We start from the raw sequence: 25715 nt of genomic DNA, 5'->3' as shown, positions 1-25715 counted from the left end.
GGCCGCACTTTAATCCCGCTGGATAGTTTTCCATGAAAAAGACTCCTCTGACAGTTCGCAAGGCCGTGCTCCCGGTAGCCGGTCTGGGTACCCGTATGCTGCCAGCCACCAAGGCCATCCCGAAAGAGATGCTGCCGGTGGTCGACAAACCGCTGATCCAGTACGTAGTGCGCGAAGCCATCGCCGCCGGTATCAAAGAGATCGTGCTGGTCACCCACTCGAGCAAGAACTCCATCGAAAACCACTTCGACAAGAGTTTCGAGCTGGAAGCGACCCTCGAGAAGCGAGTCAAGCGTCAGCTGCTGGAAGAGGTGCAACAGATCTGCCCGAAAGACGTCACCATTATGCACGTCCGCCAAGGGGAGGCCAAAGGGCTGGGCCACGCTGTCCTCTGTGCCCGCCCGCTGATCGGTGACAACCCGTTTGCCGTGCTGCTGCCTGATGTGCTGATTGATGAAGTGGCCAGCGACCCGAAAAAAGACAACCTAGCCGAGATGGTGCATATGTTCGAAGAGAACCAGATCAGCCAGATCATGGTGGAAGCGGTTCCCGAAAGCGAAGTGGACAAGTACGGCATCGCCGACATCAAGGGCGAGGCCCTGAGCGAGGGGATGTCCCTGCCGATGCAGGCCATTGTCGAGAAGCCGCCCCGTGACGAAGCCCCCTCCAATCTGGCGGTGGTGGGTCGTTACGTCCTCTCCTCCAATATCTGGCCGCTGCTGGAGAAGACCCCGGCCGGTGCCGGTGACGAGATCCAGCTGACTGACGCCATCGCCATGCTGATGGAGCAGGAGCAGGTCAACGCCTACTTCATGAAGGGCAAGAGCCACGATTGCGGCAGCAAACTCGGCTATATGAAAGCCAATGTGGAATATGCCGTACGCCATCGTGAGCTGAACGGCGAGTTCATCGGTTGGCTGAAGCAGTTCGTCAAACAGTTGTAATCGCTAAAAAATCTGTTTTTTGTAGAGGTATTCGAGGAGCATCAAATGATGCTCCTTTTTCATTTACGCAACAAAAAATCAATCAAGAGTAAATAAACTCTCAGCAAATCATAATGTTGTAATTTATTCACACATGTTCTATAAGGGTTGAGGCGTGTTTCTCGCCCTTGCATAAAAAACTCAAAAAAATATAAGACACAGGTGGAAGTTCCAATGAATAACCCGTCAAAAGGGACCTTTTTAGGTCACCCTAAAGGGCTTTTTTTGCTCTTTAGTACCGAACTGTGGGAGAGATTCTCCTATTACGGCATGCGTGCCGTACTGGTGCTCTATCTGACCGACCTGACTGCCAACGGCGGTCTGGGCTGGAGTCAGGCAGATGCCCTCAAACTCTACGGTATCTATACCGGTCTGGTTTATATCACTCCGCTGATCGGCGGCTGGCTGGCTGACACCTTCCTGGGTCAACGTCGCGCCATCCTGATCGGTGCCGTGCTGATGGCCGCAGGTCAGTTCACTCTGGCACTGCCCCACGCCATGTTCCCGGATATGGTCAACACCATGTTCTACACGGGCCTCGCGTTGCTGATCGTGGGTAACGGCCTGTTCAAACCGAACATCTCCACCATGGTGGGTGACCTCTATGAAGAGGGCGATCACCGCCGTGATGGTGCTTTCACCATCTTCTACATGGGCATCAACCTGGGTTCCCTGCTGGCAGGTGTGATCTGTGGTGCTGCCGCCACCGCCTACGGCTGGCAAGCAGCCTTCGTCGGCGCCGGTATCGGCATGCTGCTCTCTCTGGTGATCCAGGCCACCATGGCCCAACGTTTCCTGGGTGACATCGGTCGTGTCACTGCCGCCCAGCGCGCAGCCGCCCTGCGTACTACCGAGCAGAAAGCACCGCTGACCAAGCAGGAAGTGGATCGCATCAAGGTTATTCTGGTACTGGGTCTGTTCACCATCATCTTCTGGGCCGGCTTCGAGCAGGCCGGTGGTCTGATGAACCTCTACACCCAGGAGTATACCGACCGCATGATCGGCAGCTTCGAAGTGCCGACTGCCTGGTTCCAGTCCCTGAACCCCTTCTTCATCATCACTCTGGCACCGGTCGTTGCGGCCATCTGGATCAAGCTCGGCAAGAAAGAGCCGAACTCTCCGGTGAAATTCGCCATGGGTCTGCTGTTCCTGGCTATCGGCTTCCTGTTCATGGTGGGTGCCGTGCTACAGCAGGGTGGTGACAACACCGTCAAGACCTCCATGTTCTGGCTGGTTGGCGCATACCTGTTCCACACCCTGGGCGAGCTCTGCCTCTCCCCGATCGGCCTCTCCATGGTGACCAAACTGGCTCCGCTGCGTCTGGCTTCCCTCATGATGGGTGCCTGGATGGGCTTTATCGCCATCGCCAACTATGCTGCGGGCTTTATCGGCTCCATTGTTGGTGAAGCCGGCCCGATCGCCATCTTCGGTGGCATCGCCCTGGCTGCGGTGCTGAGCGCCCTGTTGCTGCTGACCATGGCTAATCGTCTGGTTTACTGGATGCACGGTGCCGAAGGCCCAGCCAAAGAGCCGCAAGCTCAAGAGAAGAAACTACACTCCGCCACCGTCTAAACGGTCAGGATTGTAGACAACAGACAGGGCGCCCATCGGGCGCCTTGTCTGTTTTGGTCTCTAGTCAAGCAGCCTCAGTGATGACGCACCTGCACATTGAGCGCACTACCGCTGTCGCTGCGAAACTGCAGATCGAATGGTTCATGCCAGCTGCGTTTGTGCAGAGCGTAGTGGCTGTTGCGCATCAGACCAAGCGGTAATCCACCCGAGCGCATCAACCAGTGGGGGGAAGTGAGCCCGGCATTGGCAAATACCAGCCCATCGTGCTGATCAAACAGCAGAGCAGCCATGGCAAAAGCGTGGCGCAACCCGGACTCCATCAACTGATGGTTTAGGTAGTCGAGCAACCGGTGCGGTTGGCTCAGCAAACGGCTCTCGTTCTGCTGAAACTGGCGATAGGGCACGTTCATCAGAGAGCGCACCAGCGCCCCGCAAAATCCTGCATCCGTCCCCATGATGGGCATCTCCATCACCAGCACCAGCAGCTTGTCTTCCACCTTGAAGGTATCGGGAATGAAGAGGTGCCCAAGCCCCTTGAACGTGACCTGCCAGGGGCCCCACTCCTGCAATCCCGGTGGCTTCAGCCCGGCGAGCAAACGGCTGGCAGCCCGATCATGCGCACTGAAGTAATCCATATGCGCCATCAATTCGAGCTGCTGAGCTCGCGTGGAACTCCCATTCAGGCACTGGTCGATACTGCGATCGACCAGTGCGAAGTTCTCGAGGGGCTTGAGCAGGTAGTCCCGAGCACCGGCACGCAAGGCACTGGCGACCGCCTCCATGGAGCTCTGGGCCGAAATGACGATAACCGGAATATGGGGATAGCGCGCAGAGAGACAGGCGATTACCTCGCGGCCATCCATATTGGGCATATTGAGATCGCACAGTACCACGTCGGGATGATAAATCGCTGCAGCTGACAACCCTTCAATTCCATCCTCAGCCTGAAACACCGTTGCCCCGTCCCGCGCGAGGTAACTCACTAACGAATGGCGAAAAACTGCTTCGTCTTCCACCACCAGGATCCGCAGTCCGGGTTTTGGCATGTTGACAAAAACCTTATGAGTCAATTGTTTATTTAAGTAATAAGACTAGTCTAAATCAGCAGAAATGCCGCGTGCCTTGCGTCACAAATAGCCGGATTGGCTAATCTGCATACCAAAATAGTGCAAGCTGCTGGATTATCGACACAATCCCGCTCTCCCTGCTCAACGCTCCGCGGTACGATCAATTTTCACCACCCGACCATGCAGGGCACTCACTTGCAGTGTGACGAATTGTGCAGGAGAGCACCATAGGGGATAATGCCCCCCACTCCAGCTCGTGAAGAAGACCATGACCCCAGCCGAATACAGTGCCCTTGCCCACCCCAGATTGTCCCATCCGGCTCGCAGCCTCTATACCCTGCAGCTGCGCCGACTGGTGCTGGAAAATCAGGCGGCCCGGCTCAACTATCCCGAGCTGGGTCGGGCACTGGCAGTGGTCGATCCGGGTGATCCCTGCGGCTTCTCGTTTCAGGTCAATGCCCGTCAGCTCACCGAGCTGTTCGATGAACTGATGGAGGCGGGCCTGCTGCAGGTCGAGGCTCAGCCCGAGAGTGAGCACTACCATCAGTGCCCGTTTCAGTTGCCACTGCTGACCCAGAAATTGCGCAGCCCGCTGCCGGAGCGCCCCTTCCAGATGCATCTGCAATGGCGACCGGACGAGGAGCTGCCCGCCCTCGCCCGTCTGTGCGGGGTGATCGATGCCAGCTATAGCGAAGAAGATCTGGGGGAGTTTATCGCCTACTGGCTGGGGCGCCCCGAGGTGTTCGACTCCCAGCATCAATGGATGCTCAAGTTCATTCGCGCCCTCAAGACCCGCCGCTATACCCGTCGCAAACCGATGGAGGTGCAGGGCTACCAGCAGGTGACGCCGGCCCCGGCAGAGTCGGGCCCCAGCAAACGGGCCCAACAGATGATTGAAGAGGCCAAGCGACTGGCCCAACAGCAGACGCAAGAACCCGCAGCGCAGCAGGAGCCGGATAATGATTGATAGCGGCCCCCGCCTGCAGGCAGAATCAACCCCTTGTCTACCCATCCCTGATCGAGCAGAAGGAGCATTCCATGACTGACCCGCAAGATCCCCTGCGCCAGGAGCTGGAAGAGATCGAAGCCAAGCGCCAGAAGATCGCCAAGGCCAAGCAGGATCACCGCATTCACGACCCGGAATTGAGCCGCCATGTGGGTGGCCTGCTGGAGCGCATTCGTCGCCTGCAACAAGAGACCGGTGGCGGCCAGTATGACTACGAGACCCTGCGCAAGGAGTACGACGCCAAGGCCAACGCCGAGGTGCGCGAGCTGCAGAAGGCGGCCCGTCAGGAGCGGATCCAGAAGCTGATCGCCCAGGCCGACCTCAACCCTGACTGGGTATTTGACAAGATGGATGCCGGTGACCCGGCGCTGCAATACCCCATCGAAACAGCCCGTTACTTTATCAGCGGCTTCGAGCACTGGGAGAAGAGCGGTGGCGGCTGCATGCTGATCTACGGCGACTACGGCACCGGCAAGTCAACGCTGGCGGGAGCGGTGGCGCATGAGCTGATCGCCCGTCACCAGAAATCGGTGATCTTCCAGCAGTGGGCCTCCATCGTCGATCGGCTGTTCTTCAACGTCATCCCCGACCAGGATGAGCGCAACCAGTACCGCCGCGCACTGGAAGAGGTGGATCTGCTGATCATCGACGAGGTATCGGCCAACCGCGCCAAAATGGCGGAGAGCCAGTCCAGCTTCCTCGGCCACCTGCTGCGCCGCCGTCGCAACCTGTCAAAGAGCGTCATCATCATCACCAACCACACACCACAGAGCCTGCATCAGGCGATCGGTGATTTCAGCTATGAGGCGATCAAGGCGTTCAATCCGGTGGATATCCACCTGAGCGGCCCAAGCCGTCGCCCCAGCATCGGCAACTACAGCGGCTGATGCTTCTCAAAGAGTGCGAGTCGCTGGCGGCTCGCACTCTCTCCTCACTGCCAGCTCACAAATAGAAACAACTCTCATTTACAGCAGACGAACAAGCCACTAGGCTAGCCCCTTTTGCCAAGGGAGCTCAGCTATGCCAACCACACTGATTTTCGGAGCCAGCCGCGGGCTGGGCCGTGCCTTTACTCACCACGCCCTGAACAAGGGTCACCGGGTCGTTGCGCTGGTGCGCAGCCCCGAGATGGCTACGGAAATGGAGGCGCTGGGAGTTGAGGTGATCGAGGGGGATGCGCTGGATCCGGCTGCGGTACAGCAGGCGTGTGCCCGAGCGGGACAAGATGCACTGGTCGTCTCCACCCTCGGCAGCTTCCGTCAGGCCGCGCCGGTGGACTATCAGGGCAACCGTCATGTGATCGATGCCATGGAGCAGGCTGGCCTGAAACGGCTGCTGCTGGTCACCTCTCTCGGCTGCGGCGACAGCTGGCAGTATCTGCCTGAACGTGCCCGCGCCGCCTTTGGTCACGAGGTACGTCTCAAGAGTCTGGCGGAGAGCTGGCTGCAGACCAGCTCCCTTGCATGGACCATTCTACGCCCTGCGGGCCTGCAGGATGGCGACGCCACCGGCCGTGCCGAACTGAGTCAGGGCAAGGAGGTGCACGGACTGGTACGCCGCGCCGATGTGGCCGCCCAAGGGCTGCGCCTGCTGGCGGATGATGCGGCGGTGGGGCAGATCTACGCCATCGGCGATCCTACGCTCCAGCGCGGCTAACGCAGCAGTAAAACTGCTCATACCCACCACATAACAAAACGGTCAACCCAAGGGCTGACCGTTTTCACTTTACCGCACACGCCATCTCACGAGTGCTTGCCCTATCCCGCTTAACCGGCGGTCGTTTCACCCTGCACGACTGACGGGCGAGCAACCGGCAGCGACTGCTGCCGCCAACGCAGCAGCAGGCAAGCCAGCACGCCGTAGAGCAGCGCCAGTCCCCACAGCTGCCACCAGTAACGGGAAACCTGCGCGAAGTCGGCCCCCATCTGGTTAAGGCGCAGAAAACCCTCGATGGCCGGGATAGTGGGCACCCACTGAGCCAGCCAGTTGAGGGGCGCCGGGATCAGCTCGAGCGGCCAGATAAAGCCCGCCAGAAAGACCAGCGGCAGGGAGGAGATCAACACCACCTGAGTGGGCAGATCGCGCCGGGTAAAGATCGCCCCCAGCACAATACCGAACCAGCAGGTCGCCAGCAGGAACGGCAGGGCGAACAGCCATAGCTGCACAGGGTCTGCATGACGAGCGATATTGTAGTGATCGAAGCAGAAGCCGAGGAAGTAGCTCACCGGTAACAGAAACAACCCCGCCAGCACCAGGGTTCTGGCCAGCAGCAGCGGCAACACCGGCGCGCTTTGCCAGTAACCGTGCTCGCCGCGGCAACTGCGCTGGTTCTGGGTCGCACCCAGGATCCCCGCCCCCATCAGCAACACCTGATGGAGGATCAGCACGAACACCGCCGGCACCACGTAGTTGACGTAGCCCATGGTGGGGTTGAACACCGGCACCACGTTGAGGGCCACCGCATTCCAGCCCATGGCCGCTTGTGGCAGTGCCTCGCCGTGGCTCAACAGCCGCGCCACCTTCACCTGCGCGGCGAGAGTGCCGCCAGCCTGCGCCAATCCCTCGGCAATGGTACCGTAGACCAGAAAGTAGGAGGCATCACCGGCATAGCTCAGGGTGACGCTCTTGCCCAGCATCAGATCCCGATAGAAGTGGTTGGGGATATGCAGGATCCCGCTCGCCTTCCCGGCCATCATCAGCTGCCGCGCTTCATCCAGTGAATTGGCCCGCGCCACCAGCTTCACCTGCGGCGTGGCATCGGCCATAAACTCCAGCTGACGGGACAACTGACTGCCATCCTCGTTGACCATCACCACCGCCTCTTCCCGCGGCAGCTGATGCAGATAGGGCTGGGGATAGAGAAACGAGTAGAAGCTCACCCCGCCAAACAGGGTCAGCATGATGGCGCGATCCGCCAGCAGGGTGCGCAACTCGAGGCGCAACAGATCGACAAATCCCAGCATCACTCAGGCTCCTTTTCGGCGACTGCCACTGCGGCTGATTGACGGGCCAGCTCGGCCTGCTGCTTGTAACGACGTACCACCAGCAGCAGGGGGAGCAGAAACAGCAGCAGCGCCCCCAGTTGCGGCAGGGCGGATGCGAGGGGCAGACCATAATTGCTCTGACCAATCTGCAACTCGACATAGTGAGAGACCGGCAACAGGCTGCGCCAGAAGCGGGCGAAATCCCCCATGGCACTCACCGGAAAGGTGACCCCCATAAAGGCAAAACCGGGCGCAGTGTAAGCCCCCGCCAGCGACAGGGCGCGGGCCGGATCCCGAATGATGCCGTAGAAAAAAGCCCCCATGGTGACGCAGGCTGCCGAGGCGAGCCCCAGCCCCACCAGCAATACCAGCCAGCTACCGTGCATGGGGTAGGAGAAGCCTTTGAACAGCAGCAGCGTCCAGACTATCCCCCAACCCCAGCCAATCAACACGTGGGGCAGCAGGCTGCGCCAGAGGCCAAACCAGACACCGCGAGTGGTCCAGTCCAGTCCCAGCCGATCGGTACGGGCCAGCGCATTGAGGCCGAACAGCACCACCAGGATCTGCCACACCGCGGGCAGAATGGCACTCAGCAGAAACTGGGCGTAGCTGGAGTTGAGGTTATAGAGCGCAGTCACCTGACTGCTGATGGGCACCGACTGCCCGAGTGCGCCGGGCAGCGCCTTGCCGTCAGCCATCGCCTCCAGCACGCCAACCTGACCATTGAGAGTCCCGACCACCTGCGCCAGCGCCGAGTTGACCAGCTTGGCGATCAGGATGAACTGGCCGTTGTTGAACACCGTCACCTGCGGCTGGGTGCCCTGACGGGCATCCCGCTCCAGATGGTTGGGGATCACCACCAGCGCATAGATATCACCACCGCGCAGGGCTCGGGCACCGGCATCGATGGAGTCAAACTGTTGCGCCACCTTGAGCCCGGCCGAGCCATCCAGCGAGAAAGCGAGCTGGCGCGAGAGCACGCTGTGGTCGAGATCCACCAGCCCTACCTTGAGGTCGCGGGCCAGCCCTGCCGAGAAGATCCAGCAGAGGATCCCCATCAGCAGCAGCGGCACCCAGCTCATCAGGGCACGACTGAAGGGATCCTGCCACAGCAGCCGAAATTCACGTCCCATCAGAGTTCAACCAGCACACTCATGCCAACCCGCAACCCCTCAACCGGTTGCAGCGGGCGAGCCTCCACCTGGAAGCTCTTCATATCGAAGCCCTGACGGGTATCGGTGGCACGCCAGGTGGCGAAATCCCCCATCACGGCCACATGGGTCACCTTGAAGCGCACGGTCTGATCGCCAAGGCCGGGGATGCGGGCATCAAACTCGGTACCGACCGGGAAGCGGGGCAGCAGATCCTCGCGAACGTGGAACTGGGCCCAGGCATCGCTCATGTCGAGCAGGGTCACCACCGGGAAGCCTTGTGGCGCCAGCTCGCCGCTACGCAGCAGTACCTGACTCACTTCACCATTGTGGGGGCTGGTGATGCGGGTATCGGCCAGATAGGCCTCTACCTCAGCAACCGAACCCGCCGCCATCTTGGCCTTCTCGCGGGCGGCGATCTTGGTCTCTTCCCGCGCCCCTTCCAACGCCATCTGGTACTGTTGCCACGCCATCCCTTCGCTGTAGCGTGCAGCTTGCCAGGCAGTCCAGGCCTCGTCGCGTTTTTGCAGCGGCATCACGCCATCTCGGTGCAGGCTGGCAACCCGCTCATAGGTCTTGCCACGCAGCTGGGCGGCAGCCTTGGCTTTTTGCCACTGATCCTTGGCGGCAGCGATCTGTTGGGCACGGGCGCCCTTCTCCGCCTCTTGCGCCAGCGCACCCGCTGCGGCCTCACCGGCCTTGGCCTGGCTCAGCTTGGCTTCAATCTCGGGGCTCGCCAGGGTAAAGACCAGCTGATCCTTGACCAGCTGATCACCCTTTTTCACCAACACTTCGTCGATACGACCCGGCACCTTGGAGGAGACCGAATATTGCTGCGCTTCAATCTGCCCTTGCAGATGCACCGGCTCCGGCTGATAGGCCAGCCAGAAACGCCAGCCGAGCCAGACCACCAGGATCACCAGCGCCAGCGGCAACAACAGCGGTTTACCCTGGCTCATCTTCTTTTTGATGGGGGGATGGCTCATCACTTCACCTCGACAAACGGGCGACCCTTGGCGGTCGAAACAAAGATAGAAAAAGGCACGAATCGGATGGCGATCATGAGTTCACCTCGATCACCTGACCATGCTGATATTGATTGAAACTGTTCATCTGGCCGGAGAGCGCCAGCAGACGAGCCAGCGACACCACATATTGATAAGCCGCCGCCGCGCGCTGGGTCTTGACCCCCGCCAGCTGGTTCTGGGCATCCACCACATCGAGGGAGGTAGAGAGTCCCTGCCCGAAGGCTTTGTCCCGCAGTAGCACGTTCTCCTCTGCCAGCGCCTGAGTGGAAGAGAGGGATTGATACTCCTCCAGCCCCTGCGCCGCTTCGCGCCAGGTCTTCTCTACCAGCAACTCCAGATCCTGACGGGTCTTGGCCTGCAGCAGATTGACTTGCAGCTCGGCACTCTTGGCTGCCTGCACCGTCTCGGAGCGGCCATCGCGGCTCACCAACGGCATGCTGACACCCACCCCCACCAGCCAGTCCGGCGCGGTCTTGGAAGCTATCGAATCATCTTCATAGAGGTTGTAGTTACCGAACAGGAACACCTCGGGGGCATATTTGCCCTGCTCGACCCGGATCATCCCCTTGGCCTGCTCCTTCTTGGCACTGAGCAACTTGAGACCGGGGTGCACCTCCAGGGTCTGGCTCACCAACCCCTCGAGGCGCGGCAGATCCTTGTTGACGAACAGGCCGCTGCCCGGCTGGGCATTTGGCAACTTCAGCATGCGGCCGAGGGCCAGCTCGGCGATCTCGAGGCTGCGACGCGCCTTCTGGGTATCGATGCGCGCTCTGTCATAGGCCGACTGGGCGGAGAGGCGCTCCACCCTGGCGATCTGGCCCTGCGCTTCGAGCTTCTTGGCGTGATCCAGATGGTGGGCCAGCCCCTCTTCGATCTCCTGTTTGGTCTGCACCACCTGAGCAGCCAGCACCACGCCGAAATAGGTCTGGGAGAGGCTCTCGAAGGTGGATTGCTGCTTGAGCACCAGCAGCTGCTGCGCCTCGCTCACCTGCGCTTGGCGGATCTCCTGCGCCGCATCGATGCGACCACCGGCAAACAGCGGCCAGAGCATCTTGACCGAGCTGGTCACCACATTCTGTTTGGTCAGGGGGGTGACAAATGCGTTGGCCCCGACCCCGAACAGGCTGCCGAGTGCCAGGATCAGATCTTTCTGCTTGGCCAGCGGATTGAGATCGAGGGCATCAAGTTCAATCGGCTGATCAAGATGGGTATAGCTGGCCCCCAGATCCACCTTGGGCAGATACATGTCCTTGGCCGCCTCGCGCAACTGCTTGGCCCGATCGACCCCGGCCTGCTCGGCAGCCAGCCCTTCATCCTGCTGGATGACCCGGGTCCAGGCTTCGCCGAAACTGATGGTTTGCGCCTGCGCCGACCCCAGCACGGCCCCCAGCAGACACGGCCAGAGTGATTTAATGAACCTTGACGTCATAGATCCCCAATCCGCTTTTGTTGCATAAATGTTTGGAGCATTTGCTCGACTTAAGCCCGCCATCATAACGCAAAGCGGGCCTGCAAGTGGACTGACAATTATGCAGGCGTCCGACCCGAATGGTACAGCGATCAGTCTCCGGCAATCTGGCCGTTTTTCAATAACTCCAGAATTTGCAAGCCTTGGCGCGACGTTTTTTTCAGAAAAAAATGGCTGACGCTCAAATACTAACCTTTTCTCCTGCCTAAAAAATGCGTAATATACGCCGCCCTAAGCCGATGGTAACCGTGGAATGCAGATAGGTCCCCACACGCTTGAAACTCCCTTGATTGTGGCTCCCATGGCCGGTGTAACTGACCGACCATTCCGTGAACTTTGTTTGCGATTGGGGGCTGGCATGGCCGTTTCCGAGATGCTGCTGGCCAACCCGGATGTCTGGGATACCCAGAAAACCAGGATGAGGATGGATCACTCTGCAGAAGGCGGATTGCGATCGGTCCAGATTGCCGGAGCCGACCCCGAGATGATGGCGTTTGCTGCCCGCTACAACGTGGAGCAGGGCGCACAGATCGTCGACATCAACATGGGATGTCCGGCAAAAAAAGTGAATAAGAAGTTGGCAGGCTCTGCCCTGCTGCGCGCCCCCGATCAGGTCAAAGCAATTTGCCGGGCCGTGGTGGATGCAGTGGAGGTGCCTGTCACCTTGAAGATCCGCACAGGATGGGATCCGGATAACCGCAATGGCGTGGAGATCGCCCGAATCGCCGAAGATTGCGGTATCGCGGCCCTTGCCGTGCATGGTCGTACCCGTGCCTGCCTCTACAAGGGCGAAGCGGAGTACGACACGATCAGGGCGATTAAGCAGGCCGTATCGATTCCTGTTGTCGCCAATGGTGACATCAACAGCCCGGAGAAAGCCCGGTATGTCCTCGACTATACCGGTGTTGACGCCGTGATGATCGGCCGAGCTGCGCAAGGACGACCCTGGATTTTCCGGGAAATCCGTCATTTTCTTGAGACGGGCACCAAGCTGCCGCCTCCCGAGAGGGAAGAGGTTCGCACCCTGATGAACGAGCATGTAACCAACCTGCACCGGTTTTATGGTGCATATCTGGGAGCGCGCATAGCCCGTAAACACGTGGGCTGGTATCTGGATGAAGAAGAGACGGGCCGAGAATTCCGTAAGCACTTCAATGCCCTGGATTGCGCAGACGCGCAACTTGAGGCACTCGAAGCGTATTTCGATGGATTAGGTTAACAAGATAACTAAAGAGCCGACCGAATATGTTCGAACAAACCCTGACTTCTGATGCATTGGTAACAACTACTCACAATCACGCTGCCGAGCCGACCCAGCGCCCCCTGCGTGACTCTGTGCAACAGGCCCTGCGTAACTACCTGGCCCAGTTGAACGGTCAGGAAGTGATTGATCTGTACGATATGGTTCTCTCCGAAGTCGAAGCGCCGATGCTGGACGTGATCATGCAGTACACCCGTGGTAACCAGACTCGCGCTGCCGTGATGATGGGTATCAACCGTGGCACCCTGCGCAAGAAGCTCAAGCGTTACGGCATGAACTGATTGCTGGCCGCGAGCCGCGACGGCGGTTCAAGGCAGATGCGAAAGGCGCCAGGTAGCAATACCTGGCGCCTTTCCTTTATGCTCTCCCCTCCATTTCACCATGGCGACCCCGATGAACCGCACTCCCCTGCTGCTGATGGTACTGGTCACCCTGCTGGCCGCTGCTGGCTGGCTCTTCTCGAAAGAGGCGATCCGCGAACTGCCGCCCGCCGCCTTTATCGGCAGCCGCTTTCTGCTGGCCGCCCTGCTTTTGCTCCCCCTGGCCTGGCTGCGCGAGCCACCGCCGAGCCGACCCCAGATGGTGCGCGCCGCCGGTTGTGGCACATTGCTCGGCGCCAGCCTGTTGCTGTGGGTCACCGCCATCAGCCAGAGCGATGCGCTGGGCAGCGGCGCCTTTATCATGAGCGTCGCCACCCTGATGGCCCCGCTGGCCGCCTGGGCAGCCTTTCGGGCCAAACCCGGCCGCCACTACTGGCTCACTCTGCCGATCGCTATCGCCGGTTTACTGCTACTCTCCAGCAGCACCCACTGGGGCGTGTCGCTCTCGCTGTTCTGGTTTCTGGCGGCGGCCACCACCCTCGGCATCCAGCTTGCCGTCCATCGCCACTTCGCCCAATCCATCGCCCCCACCTGGCTCACCTGCATCCAGCTGGCGATGACCGGCCTGCTCGGCACCCTGCTCTCCCTGCTGACCGAGCAGTGGCCCGAGGCTGGAGTCAGCCACGGCATCTGGGGCTGGTTTGCGGCGAGCGTCTTGATCGCCACCACATTGCGCTACTGGCTGCTCACCCATGCACTGAGCAAGATGACTACCGCTCACGCAGCCCTGATGATGCTGCTGGAACCGGTCTGGACGCTGATCCTGAGCACCCTCTTCTATAGCGAACCCCTCGGCGGCACCAAACTGGCCGGTGCCGGACTGGTACTCGGCGCCCTGGTGCTTTACCAACTACCCCTGCTGCTGCGCAGTGCGCGGCTCAAAACGCCAGCCTGATACGCGTCACCGCCCTGCGGGGCGGTGTCGCCATTTCCCTCCTGTTTGCTTATCTTGTCCTGCCAATGCTGACGTTCTGTTAACGACATTTAGCCCTTGGTATCCAGAGGGTTAAAGGGCATACCCCATGAAAAAATGCCATATGGCCAGCTTGATGAAGGTCACATTCCTGCCCCTCTTCGCTCCTTATGATGCCCCCATCATCGGTCTGGACAATCCTGACGATGGCCACACATGGGAATAACAAGAGAAAAAACTATGCAGCAAACCAGCCCCCTCAAGACAGTCACAGTCAGCATATTTGCAACCGCCATGCTGATCTTTGTGGCCCAGTACCTGATAGGCAAACAGGAGATCAGGATCGGCATCGCCATCATCCCGATCCTGCCGATGCTCTTTGCCGTCATCATCGGCATGATTGTCTCCGCCAAACCGGTCAAGGATCGCATCCCCGGCTGGAAGCAGCTCTTCACCGAAAAAGAAGAGGGCTTCTGCGGCAAGATGGTGGGCTTCAGCCTGCTGATCCTGGGTACCCAGTACGCGGGGATGATCATCCCCAACCTGAAGATGATCCTGAGCGTCGGCGTGCCGCTGTTCTTGCAGGAGATTGGCAACCTGCTGCCGATCCTGATCGCCATTCCGCTGGCGGTGAAGTTCGGCTTTGGCCGCCGCGCCATCGGGGCCTGCTCCTCCATCAGCCGTGAGCCGTCCGTTGCGGTAATTCAGGGCAAGTTCGGCACCGGCTCCCAGGAGTACATCGGCGTGCTGGCCATCTACCTGTGCGGCTCCGTCATCGGTACCCTCTGGTTCAGCGTGCTGGGCAGTATCGCCCCGCTCACCGGTCTGCACCCGCTGGCGCTGGCTGCCGGCTCCGGTGTGGGCTCAGGCTCCATGCTGAGTGCCGCTTCCGGCGCCCTGATCAACGGTCTCGACGAAGCACTGGCTCAGCAGGTGCTGAGTATCGCGGCAGCCTCGAACCTGCTCTCGTCTGCCCTCGGCGCCCTCTCCCTCACCTATCTGGGTCTGCCGCTCGCTGAAAAAATCTATGCCCTGACTGCCAAAGGAGAGAAAGCATGAAAAGCATCGTAATGGATATGCGATTCGTCTTTCTGGCGATCCTGCTGGCTATGTTTACCCAGACCCTGACCACCGGCACCCCGCTCTGGCTGATGGGTGACAGCTTTATCGCCATGTCGCTGGTGGTGTTCGCCTCGCTGATTGCCAAGCGCTACCTGCCCTCCTCCCTGCCGGCATTTGCCTATGCCACCATCATCGGCATTCTCATCTGCCTGCCGGAAACCCCGGTGCGCGGCCTCTTCATTGACGCCGTAGCCAAGATCTCCTTCCTCTCCTGCTGCGTACCGCTGCTGGCCTTTGCCGGTCTCTCGGTGGGCGGTCAGCTGGAAGAGCTGAAGAAGATGTCCTGGAAAGTGATCCTGATCTTCATGATCGTCTCCACCTGCTGCTTCTTCGGCGCCTCGCTGGTGGCCCAGCTCGGCTTCTCCATTCAAGGGATCATCTGATGAACAACATCCACATTGAACCGGCCCTGCTGGCCCTGCGCGACTTCAGTCAGGAAGTGCGCCACCATCTGCACACCATTCCGGAAGCCTCCGGCGTCGAGTTCAAGACCTCGGCCTACTGCCGCGAGCTGATGGCAGGCTTTGGCTACCGTCTCACCGACTACCCGGGCTTCACCGGTTTCCACGGCGATCTGGTAGTTGATCCTGTGCTGCCGACCATCGCCTTCCGTGCCGACATGGATGGCCTCGAGATGCACGACATGAGCGAGGTTGCGTTCAAGTCGACCCACGAGGGAATGGCCCACAACTGCGGTCACGACTCCCATATGGCGATCGCCCTGACCGCAGCCAAGTTTCTGGCCGCCAACCGCGATCGCCTGCAGTACAACGTCCGCTTTATCTTCCAGATGGCGGAAGAGGATATGCGGGTGCCGGGCGCCGAGAAGATGGTCGAACTGGGCTGCATGAAGGGGGTGGACGAGATCTATGCCCTCCATAACGACGGCGCCATGGAGACCGGCACCATCAAGTTCAACCACGGTGTCATGTCCTCCTGGGGCTCCGCCTGGACGTTGGATGTGCACGGTATATCCGCCCACGGATCCACCCCCCACAAGGGGCTGGATGCCATCCGCGAAGCGGTGCGGATCATCGAAGACATGGACTACATCGTCGCCAAGCGCACCAGCCCGTTCAGCCCGGCGGTGTTTGGCTGCGGCATGATCAACGGCGGCACCATCCCCAACGCCATCGCCGACCATGTGCAGGCGCGCGGCACCATCCGTGCCATGGATGCCGAGACAGACCAGATCCTGAAGAACAGCTTCAAGGAGATCGTGGCCCAGAGCGAGCTGCGCGGCTTCAAGACCAAGATGGTCTATGCCGGGTATCCGGCGGTCGAGAACCACGCCGATGCCTGTGCCCGCCTGTTGCAAGCGGCCGCCGACGTATTGCCCTCCGAGGGGATCAACGCTCAGGGTCAGCCGATGACCGGCAGCGAGGATTTCAGCTACATGGTCAACGCCTGCCGTGGCCGCAAGGGGGCCATGTTCTTCCTCGGCAGCGGCTGTCAGGCCAAGGGGATCTGCAACTATCTGCATGCAAACCCCTACTACCTCGATGACGACTGCCTGCTGGTCGGAGCCCAGATCTTTATCAACCTAGCGACCCGCAGCGCTTAATCTCGCATCCCGATAAAACCAGAAGAGAGGCAACAGCCTCTCTTTTTTGTCTCTGCATTCTTGCTCTGTGTACGACAAACAACCCGCGGCTAGAGCCACGGCAACTCCGCCATATTGGCAGTCGGCGGCTGGTTGATAAGGTGCAGTTGCACCGTCTCCCGGCTGATATGGGGGGCGTAGAGGTGGATAAAGTCGTACATGTAGTCACGCAGATGGGCATGCTTGCGCAGGCAGATGTGGGTGGCGCTCGAGGCGATCAGGTGGTCGATGTTGAAACTCACCAGATCCTCCCGCTCCCCCTCGTCGAAGGCCACACTGGCGATCACCCCGACCCCCATCCCGAGCCGGACGTAGTGCTTGATCACATCGGTATCGGTGGCGGTCAGCACTGTTTTCGGCGAGAGACCGTGGCGGCTGAAGGCCTTGTCCATCTTGGAGCGTCCGGTGAAACCGAACACATAGGTGATGAGGGGATAGCGGGCCAGATCTGCCATCGACAGCGGCTGGCAGTCGATCAGCGGATGACCGTGCGGCACCACCACGCTGCGCCCCCAGCGATAACAGGGGACGGCGGCCAGCTCGTCGAACAAATACATGGACTCGGTGGCGATCGCCATATCCACATCGCCGCTTTGCACCATCTGAGCCAGTTGGGCAGGTGCCCCCTGATGGAGCTGGATCGCCACATCGGGATAACGACGGCTGAACTCGGTGATCACCGTTGGCAGCTTGTAGCGCGCCTGGGTGTGGGTGGTGGCGATACGCAGCACCCCGCTGGTAGCCAGTTGCTCCCCGAGCGACAGCTGGTTGATCTGCTCCACCTGCGCCACTACCCCCTTGGCCAGCTCCATCACCTGCTCGCCTGCGCTGGTCAAGCCGACCAGATTCTTCCCCTTGCGGGTAAAGAGGGCGAATCCCAGCTCATCTTCCAGCATCTTCATCTGCTTGCTGAGGGTCGGCTGGGAGGTATAGAGCTTCTCCGCCGTCGCCGAGATGTTGAAGTTGTTCTTCACGATCTCGGTAAAGTTCTTGAGCCGGGCGATGTTCATCTGGGCAAGGGATCTCGCTGCTGCGGCCAGTGGGGCTGACCTGAAAAAGAGAGAGCGGGGCTGGCCCCGCAGCTGACTGCCGACCATACCACAGCGCGGTGCACGATAATCTGCCTCAGGTCAGAAAGCGGCGAGCTAGTCGCTGGCGAGCTTGATCCCGAGCCCGACAAACAGGGTGCCGATGCCCCGGTTGAGCCAGCGGCCGAGACGCTGTGACAAGCGTACCCTGTGGCTGGCATAGACGGTGGTAAAGACCAGCAGGTGACACCAGATGATGCCGCCCAGATTGAAGATGCAGCCGAGCAGGATAAAAGCGAGCGCCTTGTCGGGGGCATCCGGCGCGATGAACTGGGGCACGAAGGCGAGAAAAAAGAGCGCCACCTTGGGGTTGAGCACATTGGTCAGCACTCCCTGCCGGTAAATCTGGCCATAGGAGAGGGCTGGCAGGGTGGCCCCTCTCTCCATTGACCCCGTAGCCTGCTGGCGCAGCAGGGAGAACCCCAGATAGATCAGGTAGATGGCGCCAGCCAGCTTGATAAGGGCAAACAGTTCGGCCGACGCGCTTAGCAGGGCCGACAGACCGAGGGCCGCCGCCAGCACATGCACCATGACACCGGTGCCAATGCCCAACGTCGCAACCGAACCGGCACGCCACCCTTGCGAGCCGCTGCGCAGCATGACCAGCAGGGAGTCCGGCCCCGGCATGATATTGAGCAGCAACCCCGAGACCATAAACAGTGCAAGATCATGAATACCGAACATCCCCCCTCCCCTCGTAAAGAAAAACCAAACAAAAAGGGCTCCACAGAGCCCTCTTTTCTTTCACTCTGCGGCAGCTGACGCATTATCAGCTGTCCCGCCAGCCATCAGGGCCGCAGTGCCTTGTCCGCCCGCGAGATGCCGCAGACGCCGGAGCGCACTACTTCGATGATCTCGTTGGTCTGGGCGGCAGTCTTGATAAAGGCATCCAGCTTCTCGCTGGTACCCACCAGCTGTACCGTGTACTGCTCCGGGGTGACGTCGACGATCTGGCCACGGAAGATATCCGCCAGCCGTTTCAGCTCGTCACGGGCTCCACCGGCGGCGCGCGCCTTGACCAGCGCGATCTCCCGCTCGATATGCTCCCCTTCGCTCAGGTCGCACACCTTGAGCACATCCACCAGCTTGTGCAGTTGCTTCTGGATCTGCTCCAGCACCCGCTCGTCACCCATGGTGACTATGGTCATGCGTGACAGGGTGGGATCCTCGGTCGGTGCCACCGTCAGGGTCTCGATGTTGTAGCCGCGCTGGGAGAAGAGGCCCACCACGCGGCTCAGGGCGCCGGATTCGTTCTCCAGCAGTACTGAAATGATGTGTCTCATGATATTTCCCCCGCCTTGCTCAGCCACATCTCGTCCTTGATGGAACCAAACTTGAGCTCCTTGAGCACGACCGAAATAATATGTTCCATCGTCAGGTTCTCTCCGTCTTGCTCAGCCACATCTCATCCATGGCGCCAAACTTGATCTGCATCGGATAGACGTGCTCATCCGGGTCTACCGAGATATCCATGAACACCAGCCGATCCTTCATGGCGAAGGCCTTCTCCATGGCGCTCTCCAGCTCGGCCGGATCACTCACCGCGATGCCGACATGGCCGTAGGCTTCCGCCAGTTTGACGAAGTCCGGCAGGGACTCCATGTAGGAGTGGCTGTGACGACCGCCGTAGAACATCTTCTGCCACTGCTTGACCATGCCCAGCGCACGGTTGTTGATGGAGATGATCTTGATGGGCACCCCGTACTGCATGCAGGTGGAGAGCTCCTGAATGTTCATCTGCACCGAGCCATCGCCGGTGACGCAGCAGACCACCGCATCCGGGTTGGCAAACTGGGCCCCCATGGCGGCCGGAATACCGAAGCCCATGGTGCCGAGGCCACCAGAGTTGATCCACTGGCGCGGCTTGGCAAACGGGTAGTAGAGGGCGGCAAACATCTGGTGCTGACCCACGTCAGAGGCGACGAACGCCTGACCTTGGGTCACCTTGTAGAGGGTCTCAATCACCTGTTGCGGCTTGATCTGGGTAGCCGACTTTTCGTAGGCCAGACAGTGACGGGAGCGCCACTGGTTGATCTGGCTCCACCAGTCCGCCAGCGCCTCCTTGTCGTTATCGAAGCCACACTCGCGGATCACTTCCAGCATCTGCTCCAGCACGGTTTCCACCGAGCCGACGATGGGCACATGGGCCTGCACCGTCTTGGAGATGGAGGTGGGGTCGATATCGATATGAACCACGGTCGCATTGGGGCAGAACTTGGCCACGTTGTTGGTGACGCGGTCATCGAAGCGGGCACCGACGGCGAAGATGAGATCCGCGTTGTGCATGGTCTTGTTGGCTTCGAAGGTGCCGTGCATCCCCAGCATGCCGATAAATTGCGGATGGACACCGGAGAAAGCCCCCAGTCCCATCAGGGTGGTGGTCACCGGCAGATTCAGCAGCTCCGCCAGCTTGGTCACCAGATGGTCCGCATTGGCGTTGATGGCGCCACCGCCCACGTACATCACCGGGCGCTGGGCTTCTACCAGCAGCTTGGCTGCCCGCTTGATCTGCCCTTTATGGCCAGACTTGGTCGGGTTGTAGGAGCGCAGGGAGACCGTCTCGGGATACTGGTAGGGGAATTTCTCTTTCGGGTTCTGCACATCTTTGGGCAGATCCACCACCACCGGCCCCGGGCGGCCGCTGGCGGCAATGTAGTAGGCCTTCTTGATGGCCTCGGGAATATCGCTCGCCTTCTTGCACAGGAAGCTGTGCTTCACCACCGGGCGGGAGATACCGATCATGTCGGTCTCCTGGAACGCATCCTCACCGATCATGCTGGTCGGCACCTGGCCGGAGAGGATCACCAGCGGGATGGAATCCATATAGGCAGTGGCAATACCGGTAATGCAGTTGGTCGCTCCCGGGCCCGACGTTACCAGCACAGTCCCCACCTTGCCGGTGGAACGGGCGTAACCGTCAGCCATGTGAACCGCGGCTTGCTCGTGCCGCACCAAGACATGCTCCATCTTGCCGTTTTCGAAGAGAGCGTCATAGATGTCGAGCACTGAGCCACCAGGGTAGCCGAAGACGTGCTCAACTCCCTGATCTTCCAGCGCTCTAACCACCATCTGGGCGCCTGATAACATCTCCATGATAAAGCCCTCCAGGCTTTGCTCCGTTTAGCGAATCCCGCCGACGATGCCGTGCTTCCCGGCACGGCCCGATCCGTTTCTTGTTGTTATCTGAATGCAGATCGGCCCAATTCAGCCCCGTCGACAGTAGAAAAAAAGGATTTTTCCGTCATTCACCCGAAAATAGGGTGAAAAACCAACTTAACCCGCTTCATAACGCTTGTCCACGGCTTTATCTGACCAGAACAGTCATACATTTCAACCGGCTATTAACATTCAATGACTTGCCGCAGCGACCATGAGACAAAAGGGAAGGAAGTCGGGGAATGGCCAGCGGATCATTCCGCAGAGGGGGAAAACAGCCACAAAAAAGCCCACCGCTCAGCGGTGGGCTTGATGCCGAATGATGACTCAGTTCTCCTGGTCCGGCTCCGCTAGCCAGATCTGCTGATCCGGATCGGTCTCTTCACTGACCGAAATGCTGACACCCATATCGAGCAACTCGTGCAGGGTGAGATTGTCAGCCAGGTTCATGACTTCGCCGTTTTCATTGGTAAAGCGCATTTGCTCCGTCCTCTCCTTGGTGGGATCGCCTTTCAGTCTAGTCAACAACGCTCACTTGCGATAACCAGCAACTGGATAAACAGTCGCCCCCATCCAGCTCGCTCAGGCGATCACTTACCTCCTCCGGAAACAGAGTGCGCGCCCAGAGCCGCCGCGACAGAGAGGCCACGCTCTCGTCAGCGCCCGCCGCCAGCCAGCGGGCCAGCTCCCCTGCTACATCGGGGTAACAGACTGCCCCGGGCGAGGCGCTGTCGAGCCAGGTACGCACCAGATTGGCATCGAGCACATCCATCAGGGTCGCCAGCCCCATCATCTCGAGGGTCTTGCCATTGGTCAGCTGCTCGAACTGGCCGCCGAGGGGTTTGACCAGCAGTTTCTTGCCGAGGGTGAGCGCCTCGGAAGCCAGCTCGAAACCTGCGTTGGAGATGACGCCGCGACAACCGGCCAGCACGGCGATAAACCCGTGTCGCGACGGCGGCTCGAAGCGCAGATTGCGCCATTGGCTCGGGGTGCGAATGGCGGGGTGAAAGCAGACGAAGCGCTGCTGACCAAAGCGCGACAACAGGGCGGCGATCGCCTCGGTCTGCTCGAACGGCAGATAGACCAGGATCTCGCAGTTATCCGACGCAGCGGCGATAGGGTCGATTACCGGCGGCAGCAAGGGGTGGCCGAAGTGAAACCAGTGCAGCCCGAGCGGCTGATCCACAGGAGCAAAGTGGCGCATCAGCTGGCGGCTGACCCCATCCTCCCCCCAGCGCGGGATGGGCCAGTTGAAGCTGGCCTGATGGCTGACGGTGAGGCTCGGCTTGCCATAGCGGCGGGCGGCGTGGGCGGTCAGCGGCTCAAAATCGCTCACCACCAGATCGTATTCGCTGCAATCGAGAGACCGCAGATCCCGCCAGAAAGTGAGCGGCGAGGCGGCCTGCAGGGTGCGCCACGGAGAAACTCGCCCCTCGTGGCTGACAAAAGTGAGGCCGGGAAAGGCGCGGTAGGCGCCGAACTCCTCCATGTCGAAGTAGCGGTCGGCAGGGCGGCCGCTAAAGAGATAATCCACCTCGACCCCTGCCGTGCGCAGCGCCCGCGCCAGGGTGCGACTGCGACTGATATGGCCGTTGCCGGTGCCTTGCACCCCGAACAGTATCCTCATGAGTGGCTCCAGCTGAGCGCCAGCACGGCGCAACCGCCACCCAGCAGGGCACCGGCTACCAGATCGCTCAGGTAGTGTACCCCGAGCAGCAACCGGGATGCCCCCACCAGCGCCGCCCAGCCAAACAGCAGGGGCGCCCAGAGCGGAAAGCCGGTGGCCAGTATGGTGGCCATCAGAAAAGCGGCGGCGGTGTGGCCGGAGGGGAGACTGTAACGATCGGAAGGAGTGATAAAGACCGGCAAGCCGACCGGCCGTTGCCGTTTCAGGCTGTTTTTCAGCAGCAGATAGAGGGGCAGTTCGATGGCGAAGGCTAGCAGCGCCAGTCGCACCAGCTCCCGCTCTGCCTCCCCCTGCCACCAGAGCAGGGCGGCCAGCACAGCGTAAAGCGGGCCATCGCCGGTGCGGGAAATGAGACGACTCACCCTCGCCTGCTGCCGGTTGTAGCCGTGAAGCAGGCAGACCCGGCACACCTGCAGGTCCCATTGCTGGATCTTGTTCATATCCCCTCCTTCCCTGAATTCTGCTTGCAGAGTAAGAAAGCGGGATGACGTTACGTTGAACAAGGGATAACAGATTTATGAAAAAAGGGCCGAATGGCCCTTTTTAATCTCGATGTTTCGGCAAAATCAGTGGCTGCCGCGCAGACCGGTCTCCATCAGACGGCAGTTGTGGTCAGCCAGACGGGCCATGAAGTGCTCATCCACTTTCAGGCCAAACACCTGCTCGTAGAGATCTTTCATCACGAATGGCTGCCACATCATGCTGAGGAAGGAGATCTTCAGCATGTCGGGATCCAGGTTGTCACCCAGCTCGCCGTTGGACTTCATGGTTTCCAGCAGGGCATCGAACTGCGGCAGCTGACGTTCCAGCAGGCGGTTCAGCACAAAATCCCGGCCCGGGCTCTTCTCGGTTGACAATGCGCTGGAGATGGCCGAGGTCAGCTCGCTGTTGGGCGCCATCACCTGATAGTAGGTGTTGAGCAGCTCGTTGAGGCTGTGATTGCTGTGTTCATCTTGCCAGGCATGGTCGAGGGGCTCGGCGACATCGCCCAGCACCGCTTTGTAAAGACCCTCTTTACTGCCGAAGTAGTAGTGGATCATTGCCAGATTGGAGCCAGCCAGCTCCGCGATTTCGCGTGTAGTCACCTTGCTATAGGGAGTATTGAGAAAACGCTCACGGGCGGCAGCAAGCAACTTGTCACGAATGTCAGAACGTCCGACCGGACGACCAGGTCTACGTTTTTCCATTTAACACCTCAGATAATTCAGCCAATGCTGATAAGTCGATCTGGTTGTGCAGAGAATAGAGCACAGCAGGAATGACCAGATAATCGGTCATGGGCCGAATATGGGACAAGGAAATTTGCAATCCTTTACAATCCGATTAAATACGTCAGCAGATTGCCCCTGACCTTCCGTGTTGACACAGCATAAAAATCTCGATATTGGTAAAAGCGTTATCGACTGGAAGGAATAACAACGTCATGCGTATCGCCACCCCGCTACTACTAATCTCCCTAATCGCGTTAACTCGCGCGGGATCCTTGTAGCCGGGCTAAGGCATAGCCGGAATTTACAAAAACCCGTGCACCCTGCACGGGTTTTTTTATGCCGCCGCAGGATGCACGTTACCGAACTTAGGAAGAGGGAAGTCACATGTCAGATCGGGTCATCATATTCGACACCACCTTGCGTGATGGTGAGCAGGCCCTGGCGGCCAGTTTGACAGTCAAGGAGAAGCTGCAGATCGCCCAGGCACTGGAGCGGCTCGGTGTCGACGTCATGGAGGTGGGCTTCCCGGTCTCTTCTCCCGGCGATTTTCAATCGGTGCAGACCATAGCCCGCCACATCAAAAACAGCCGGGTCTGCGCCCTCGCCCGCGCCCTGCCCAAGGATATCGACGCCGCCGGCGAAGCCTTGCGGGTCGCCGAAGCGTTTCGCATCCACACCTTTATCTCCACCTCCTCCATCCATGTGGAGAGCAAGCTGAAAAAGAGCTTCGAGGATGTGCTGGAGATGGGGGTCGGCGCCATCAAGCACGCCTTGCGCTACACCGATGACGTGGAGTTCTCCTGCGAGGATGCCGGCCGCACCCCGATAGACAACCTGTGCCGCATGGTGGAAGCCGCCATCAAGGCGGGCGCCCGCACCATCAATATCCCGGATACCGTGGGCTACACGGTACCGACCGAGTTCTCCGGCATCATCCACACCCTGTTCAACCGGGTGCCCAACATCGACAAGGCCATCATCTCGGTCCACTGCCACGACGATCTGGGGCTCTCGGTGGCCAACTCCATCGGCGCGGTGCAGATGGGGGCACGCCAGATCGAGTGCACCATCAACGGCATCGGCGAACGGGCGGGCAACTGCTCGCTGGAAGAGGTGGCGATGATCCTCAAAACCCGCGCCGACCTGCTCGGGGTACAAACCAATATCCGCCACAGCGAAATTCATCGCACCAGCACGCTGGTCAGCCAGCTCTGCAACATGCCGGTGCAACCCAACAAGGCGATCGTCGGTGCCAACGCCTTCTCCCACAGCTCCGGCATCCATCAGGATGGGGTGCTCAAGGCGAAAAATACCTACGAAATCATAACTCCCGAGAGCATTGGCCTGACCCAGAACAACCTCAACATGACCTCCCGCTCCGGCCGTCACGTCATCAAGCACCGGATGGAGTCTATGGGCTACGCCGAGAGCAGCTACGACCTCGACCACCTCTACGGCAAGTTCCTGACCCTGGCCGACAAGAAGGGGCAGGTGTTCGACTACGACCTCGAAGCACTGGCCTTCTTCAGCCAGATCCACGAAGAGCCCGAGCACTTCAAACTGGAGTACCTCGGGGTGCAGAGCGGCAGCTCGGTACTGGCCACCGCCTCGGTCAAATTGAAGGTGGGACAGGATCTGATCTGCGAAGCGGCCACCGGCAATGGCCCGGTGGATGCGGTCTACCAGTGCATCAACCGCATCACCGGCTATGAGATCCGCATCGACAAATATGCCCTCAAGAGCAAGGGCGAAGGGGAAGATGCCCTCGGTCAGGTCGATATCGTCGCCGAGTACAAGGGGCGCAAATTTCACGGTATGGGGCTGGCCACCGACATCATCGAATCCTCGGCCCACGCCCTGCTCCATGTGATCAACAGCATCTGGCGCGCCGATCAGGTGGCCGAGCAGATGGAACGCAATAACAGCATCAAATCAGAAACCGTCTGAACAGGGCTCGGTACCAAATAGACGGAATGGAATGACAGCATCAAATCGGAAACCGTCTGAGCAGGACTCGCTGCCACACAGACGGCAT

Annotated in this window: 25 protein-coding genes; 12 read left to right on the top strand and 13 right to left on the bottom strand. The window is 59.9% G+C overall.

The features are described 5' to 3' along the window. The first annotated feature begins 32 nt into the window (after positions 1-32). Together galU and G5332_RS17790 are read left to right on the top strand one after the other, a co-directional pair. Positions 33-944 (top strand): UTP--glucose-1-phosphate uridylyltransferase GalU, encoded by a 912-nt coding sequence (galU, locus tag G5332_RS17795; protein ID WP_227341976.1) that lies wholly within the window; start codon positions 33-35, stop codon positions 942-944. 213 nt (positions 945-1157) lie between these two features. Continuing rightward, a complete protein-coding gene (locus G5332_RS17790; protein ID WP_227341975.1) occupies positions 1158-2555 on the top strand; it encodes a peptide MFS transporter in 1398 nt (465 codons plus the stop codon). A 74-nt stretch (positions 2556-2629) separates the two neighbouring features. Here G5332_RS17790 and G5332_RS17785 read toward each other — a convergent pair whose 3' ends face one another. After that, positions 2630-3601 carry a response regulator gene (locus tag G5332_RS17785; protein ID WP_421206036.1) on the bottom strand — a complete coding sequence of 324 codons (972 nt, stop codon included), beginning with the start codon at positions 3599-3601 and terminating at the stop codon, positions 2630-2632. 289 nt (positions 3602-3890) lie between these two features. Here G5332_RS17785 and G5332_RS17780 point away from each other — a divergent pair, with 289 nt between their 5' ends. The 3 genes from G5332_RS17780 (at position 3891) to G5332_RS17770 (ending at position 6284) form a co-directional block, all read left to right on the top strand. Further along, entirely contained in the window at positions 3891-4589 is a 699-nt protein-coding gene (locus G5332_RS17780) for a DnaT-like ssDNA-binding domain-containing protein (protein WP_005349201.1), read from the top strand. Between the two features lie 71 nt (positions 4590-4660). Continuing rightward, complete coding sequence (locus G5332_RS17775; protein WP_069555874.1) at positions 4661-5515, top strand: DnaA ATPase domain-containing protein; 855 nt, start codon at positions 4661-4663, stop codon at positions 5513-5515. A gap of 133 nt (positions 5516-5648) precedes the next feature. After that, complete coding sequence (locus tag G5332_RS17770; protein WP_421249901.1) at positions 5649-6284, top strand: SDR family oxidoreductase; 636 nt, start codon at positions 5649-5651, stop codon at positions 6282-6284. Between the two features lie 110 nt (positions 6285-6394). Here the strand turns inward: G5332_RS17770 and G5332_RS17765 are convergent, their stop codons facing one another. The 4 genes from G5332_RS17765 to G5332_RS17750 form a co-directional block, all read right to left on the bottom strand. Further along, positions 6395-7591, bottom strand: coding sequence for an ABC transporter permease (locus G5332_RS17765; RefSeq protein ID WP_421311480.1), 1197 nt, complete (start codon positions 7589-7591; stop codon positions 6395-6397). Further along, positions 7591-8745: an ABC transporter permease gene (locus G5332_RS17760; protein WP_421311478.1), complete on the bottom strand. Its 1155-nt coding sequence runs from the start codon at positions 8743-8745 to the stop codon at positions 7591-7593. Before G5332_RS17760 ends, G5332_RS17765 begins: the two co-directional genes overlap by 1 nt. After that, on the bottom strand, positions 8745-9749 hold the full coding sequence (locus G5332_RS17755; RefSeq protein ID WP_421311476.1) for an HlyD family secretion protein: 1005 nt from the start codon (positions 9747-9749) through the stop codon (positions 8745-8747). The genes G5332_RS17760 and G5332_RS17755 overlap by 1 nt, the downstream gene beginning before the upstream one ends. Positions 9750-9822: 73 nt before the next feature. Further along, positions 9823-11220 (bottom strand): TolC family protein, encoded by a 1398-nt coding sequence (locus tag G5332_RS17750; RefSeq protein WP_216952905.1) that lies wholly within the window; start codon positions 11218-11220, stop codon positions 9823-9825. A 292-nt stretch (positions 11221-11512) separates the two neighbouring features. Here G5332_RS17750 and dusB point away from each other — a divergent pair, with 292 nt between their 5' ends. The 6 genes from dusB to G5332_RS17720 all read left to right on the top strand — a co-directional run bounded on the left by dusB (position 11513) and on the right by G5332_RS17720 (position 16499). After that, positions 11513-12478 (top strand): tRNA dihydrouridine synthase DusB, encoded by a 966-nt coding sequence (gene dusB / locus G5332_RS17745; protein WP_019445016.1) that lies wholly within the window; start codon positions 11513-11515, stop codon positions 12476-12478. Between the two features lie 26 nt (positions 12479-12504). Further along, a complete protein-coding gene (gene fis / locus G5332_RS17740; protein ID WP_005309538.1) occupies positions 12505-12801 on the top strand; it encodes a DNA-binding transcriptional regulator Fis in 297 nt (98 codons plus the stop codon). Positions 12802-12913: 112 nt separating this feature from the next. Beyond that, positions 12914-13795, top strand: a complete 882-nt coding sequence (locus G5332_RS17735; protein ID WP_421311474.1) for a DMT family transporter — start codon at positions 12914-12916, stop codon at positions 13793-13795. Between the two features lie 258 nt (positions 13796-14053). Next, the gene (locus G5332_RS17730) at positions 14054-14872 is read left to right on the top strand and encodes a DUF3100 domain-containing protein (protein ID WP_421311472.1); all 819 of its coding nucleotides are present in this window, start codon (positions 14054-14056) and stop codon (positions 14870-14872) included. After that, on the top strand, positions 14869-15318 hold the full coding sequence (locus G5332_RS17725; RefSeq protein ID WP_033114935.1) for a hypothetical protein: 450 nt from the start codon (positions 14869-14871) through the stop codon (positions 15316-15318). The genes G5332_RS17730 and G5332_RS17725 overlap by 4 nt, the downstream gene beginning before the upstream one ends. Then, entirely contained in the window at positions 15318-16499 is a 1182-nt protein-coding gene (locus G5332_RS17720; protein ID WP_421222441.1) for a M20 metallopeptidase family protein, read from the top strand. The genes G5332_RS17725 and G5332_RS17720 overlap by 1 nt, the downstream gene beginning before the upstream one ends. 89 nt (positions 16500-16588) lie before the next feature. On the opposite strand, the gene G5332_RS17715 is transcribed toward G5332_RS17720, so the two are convergent. From G5332_RS17715 to G5332_RS17680, 8 genes are all read right to left on the bottom strand, one after another. Then, a complete protein-coding gene (locus tag G5332_RS17715; RefSeq protein WP_421311470.1) occupies positions 16589-17548 on the bottom strand; it encodes a LysR substrate-binding domain-containing protein in 960 nt (319 codons plus the stop codon). A 135-nt stretch (positions 17549-17683) separates the two neighbouring features. After that, positions 17684-18310, bottom strand: a complete 627-nt coding sequence (locus G5332_RS17710; RefSeq protein ID WP_047436232.1) for a LysE family translocator — start codon at positions 18308-18310, stop codon at positions 17684-17686. 104 nt (positions 18311-18414) lie between these two features. Next, complete coding sequence (gene ilvN / locus G5332_RS17705) at positions 18415-18909, bottom strand: acetolactate synthase small subunit (protein WP_005311605.1); 495 nt, start codon at positions 18907-18909, stop codon at positions 18415-18417. A 91-nt stretch (positions 18910-19000) separates the two neighbouring features. Beyond that, positions 19001-20719 (bottom strand): acetolactate synthase 3 large subunit, encoded by a 1719-nt coding sequence (locus G5332_RS17700; protein ID WP_005339146.1) that lies wholly within the window; start codon positions 20717-20719, stop codon positions 19001-19003. Between the two features lie 390 nt (positions 20720-21109). Continuing rightward, the gene (locus tag G5332_RS17695) at positions 21110-21262 is read right to left on the bottom strand and encodes a hypothetical protein (RefSeq protein ID WP_005339147.1); all 153 of its coding nucleotides are present in this window, start codon (positions 21260-21262) and stop codon (positions 21110-21112) included. A 37-nt stretch (positions 21263-21299) separates the two neighbouring features. Continuing rightward, positions 21300-22409: an MJ1255/VC2487 family glycosyltransferase gene (locus G5332_RS17690; RefSeq protein WP_111900672.1), complete on the bottom strand. Its 1110-nt coding sequence runs from the start codon at positions 22407-22409 to the stop codon at positions 21300-21302. Then, on the bottom strand, positions 22406-22909 hold the full coding sequence (locus G5332_RS17685; RefSeq protein WP_005358196.1) for a phosphatase PAP2 family protein: 504 nt from the start codon (positions 22907-22909) through the stop codon (positions 22406-22408). Before G5332_RS17685 ends, G5332_RS17690 begins: the two co-directional genes overlap by 4 nt. 126 nt (positions 22910-23035) lie before the next feature. Beyond that, on the bottom strand, positions 23036-23656 hold the full coding sequence (locus tag G5332_RS17680; protein ID WP_005349170.1) for a TetR/AcrR family transcriptional regulator: 621 nt from the start codon (positions 23654-23656) through the stop codon (positions 23036-23038). A gap of 408 nt (positions 23657-24064) precedes the next feature. On the opposite strand from G5332_RS17680, the gene leuA reads away from it, so the two are divergent. Further along, positions 24065-25627 (top strand): 2-isopropylmalate synthase, encoded by a 1563-nt coding sequence (gene leuA / locus G5332_RS17675; protein WP_058057212.1) that lies wholly within the window; start codon positions 24065-24067, stop codon positions 25625-25627. Positions 25628-25715: the final 88 nt, after the last annotated feature.

Source organism: Aeromonas sp. 603757, from assembly GCF_049171255.1.
Classification (GTDB): Bacteria; Pseudomonadota; Gammaproteobacteria; order Enterobacterales; family Aeromonadaceae; genus Aeromonas; species Aeromonas veronii_A.
Note: the sequence above shows the minus strand (reverse complement) of the source record. Positions and strands in the feature narration are given on the sequence as shown.

What these genes read in the sequence shown, in the direction of transcription:
- G5332_RS17790 (WP_227341975.1), top strand. Translation starts at nt 1,158, where the DNA reads ATGAATAACCCGTCAAAAGGGACCTTTTTAGGTCACCCTAAAGGGCTT.
- G5332_RS17680 (WP_005349170.1), bottom strand. Translation starts at nt 23,656, where the DNA reads ATGGAAAAACGTAGACCTGGTCGTCCGGTCGGACGTTCTGACATTCGT.
- G5332_RS17685 (WP_005358196.1), bottom strand. Translation starts at nt 22,909, where the DNA reads ATGAACAAGATCCAGCAATGGGACCTGCAGGTGTGCCGGGTCTGCCTG.
- G5332_RS17755 (WP_421311476.1), bottom strand. Translation starts at nt 9,749, where the DNA reads ATGAGCCATCCCCCCATCAAAAAGAAGATGAGCCAGGGTAAACCGCTG.
- G5332_RS17785 (WP_421206036.1), bottom strand. Translation starts at nt 3,601, where the DNA reads ATGCCAAAACCCGGACTGCGGATCCTGGTGGTGGAAGACGAAGCAGTT.
- G5332_RS17760 (WP_421311478.1), bottom strand. Translation starts at nt 8,745, where the DNA reads ATGGGACGTGAATTTCGGCTGCTGTGGCAGGATCCCTTCAGTCGTGCC.
- fis (WP_005309538.1), top strand. Translation starts at nt 12,505, where the DNA reads ATGTTCGAACAAACCCTGACTTCTGATGCATTGGTAACAACTACTCAC.
- G5332_RS17775 (WP_069555874.1), top strand. Translation starts at nt 4,661, where the DNA reads ATGACTGACCCGCAAGATCCCCTGCGCCAGGAGCTGGAAGAGATCGAA.
- leuA (WP_058057212.1), top strand. Translation starts at nt 24,065, where the DNA reads ATGTCAGATCGGGTCATCATATTCGACACCACCTTGCGTGATGGTGAG.
- dusB (WP_019445016.1), top strand. Translation starts at nt 11,513, where the DNA reads ATGCAGATAGGTCCCCACACGCTTGAAACTCCCTTGATTGTGGCTCCC.
- G5332_RS17715 (WP_421311470.1), bottom strand. Translation starts at nt 17,548, where the DNA reads ATGAACATCGCCCGGCTCAAGAACTTTACCGAGATCGTGAAGAACAAC.
- G5332_RS17720 (WP_421222441.1), top strand. Translation starts at nt 15,318, where the DNA reads ATGAACAACATCCACATTGAACCGGCCCTGCTGGCCCTGCGCGACTTC.
- G5332_RS17735 (WP_421311474.1), top strand. Translation starts at nt 12,914, where the DNA reads ATGAACCGCACTCCCCTGCTGCTGATGGTACTGGTCACCCTGCTGGCC.
- G5332_RS17750 (WP_216952905.1), bottom strand. Translation starts at nt 11,220, where the DNA reads ATGACGTCAAGGTTCATTAAATCACTCTGGCCGTGTCTGCTGGGGGCC.
- G5332_RS17695 (WP_005339147.1), bottom strand. Translation starts at nt 21,262, where the DNA reads ATGCGCTTTACCAATGAAAACGGCGAAGTCATGAACCTGGCTGACAAT.
- G5332_RS17725 (WP_033114935.1), top strand. Translation starts at nt 14,869, where the DNA reads ATGAAAAGCATCGTAATGGATATGCGATTCGTCTTTCTGGCGATCCTG.
- G5332_RS17710 (WP_047436232.1), bottom strand. Translation starts at nt 18,310, where the DNA reads ATGTTCGGTATTCATGATCTTGCACTGTTTATGGTCTCGGGGTTGCTG.
- G5332_RS17700 (WP_005339146.1), bottom strand. Translation starts at nt 20,719, where the DNA reads ATGGAGATGTTATCAGGCGCCCAGATGGTGGTTAGAGCGCTGGAAGAT.
- G5332_RS17770 (WP_421249901.1), top strand. Translation starts at nt 5,649, where the DNA reads ATGCCAACCACACTGATTTTCGGAGCCAGCCGCGGGCTGGGCCGTGCC.
- galU (WP_227341976.1), top strand. Translation starts at nt 33, where the DNA reads ATGAAAAAGACTCCTCTGACAGTTCGCAAGGCCGTGCTCCCGGTAGCC.
- G5332_RS17765 (WP_421311480.1), bottom strand. Translation starts at nt 7,591, where the DNA reads ATGCTGGGATTTGTCGATCTGTTGCGCCTCGAGTTGCGCACCCTGCTG.
- G5332_RS17780 (WP_005349201.1), top strand. Translation starts at nt 3,891, where the DNA reads ATGACCCCAGCCGAATACAGTGCCCTTGCCCACCCCAGATTGTCCCAT.
- ilvN (WP_005311605.1), bottom strand. Translation starts at nt 18,909, where the DNA reads ATGAGACACATCATTTCAGTACTGCTGGAGAACGAATCCGGCGCCCTG.
- G5332_RS17690 (WP_111900672.1), bottom strand. Translation starts at nt 22,409, where the DNA reads ATGAGGATACTGTTCGGGGTGCAAGGCACCGGCAACGGCCATATCAGT.
- G5332_RS17730 (WP_421311472.1), top strand. Translation starts at nt 14,054, where the DNA reads ATGCAGCAAACCAGCCCCCTCAAGACAGTCACAGTCAGCATATTTGCA.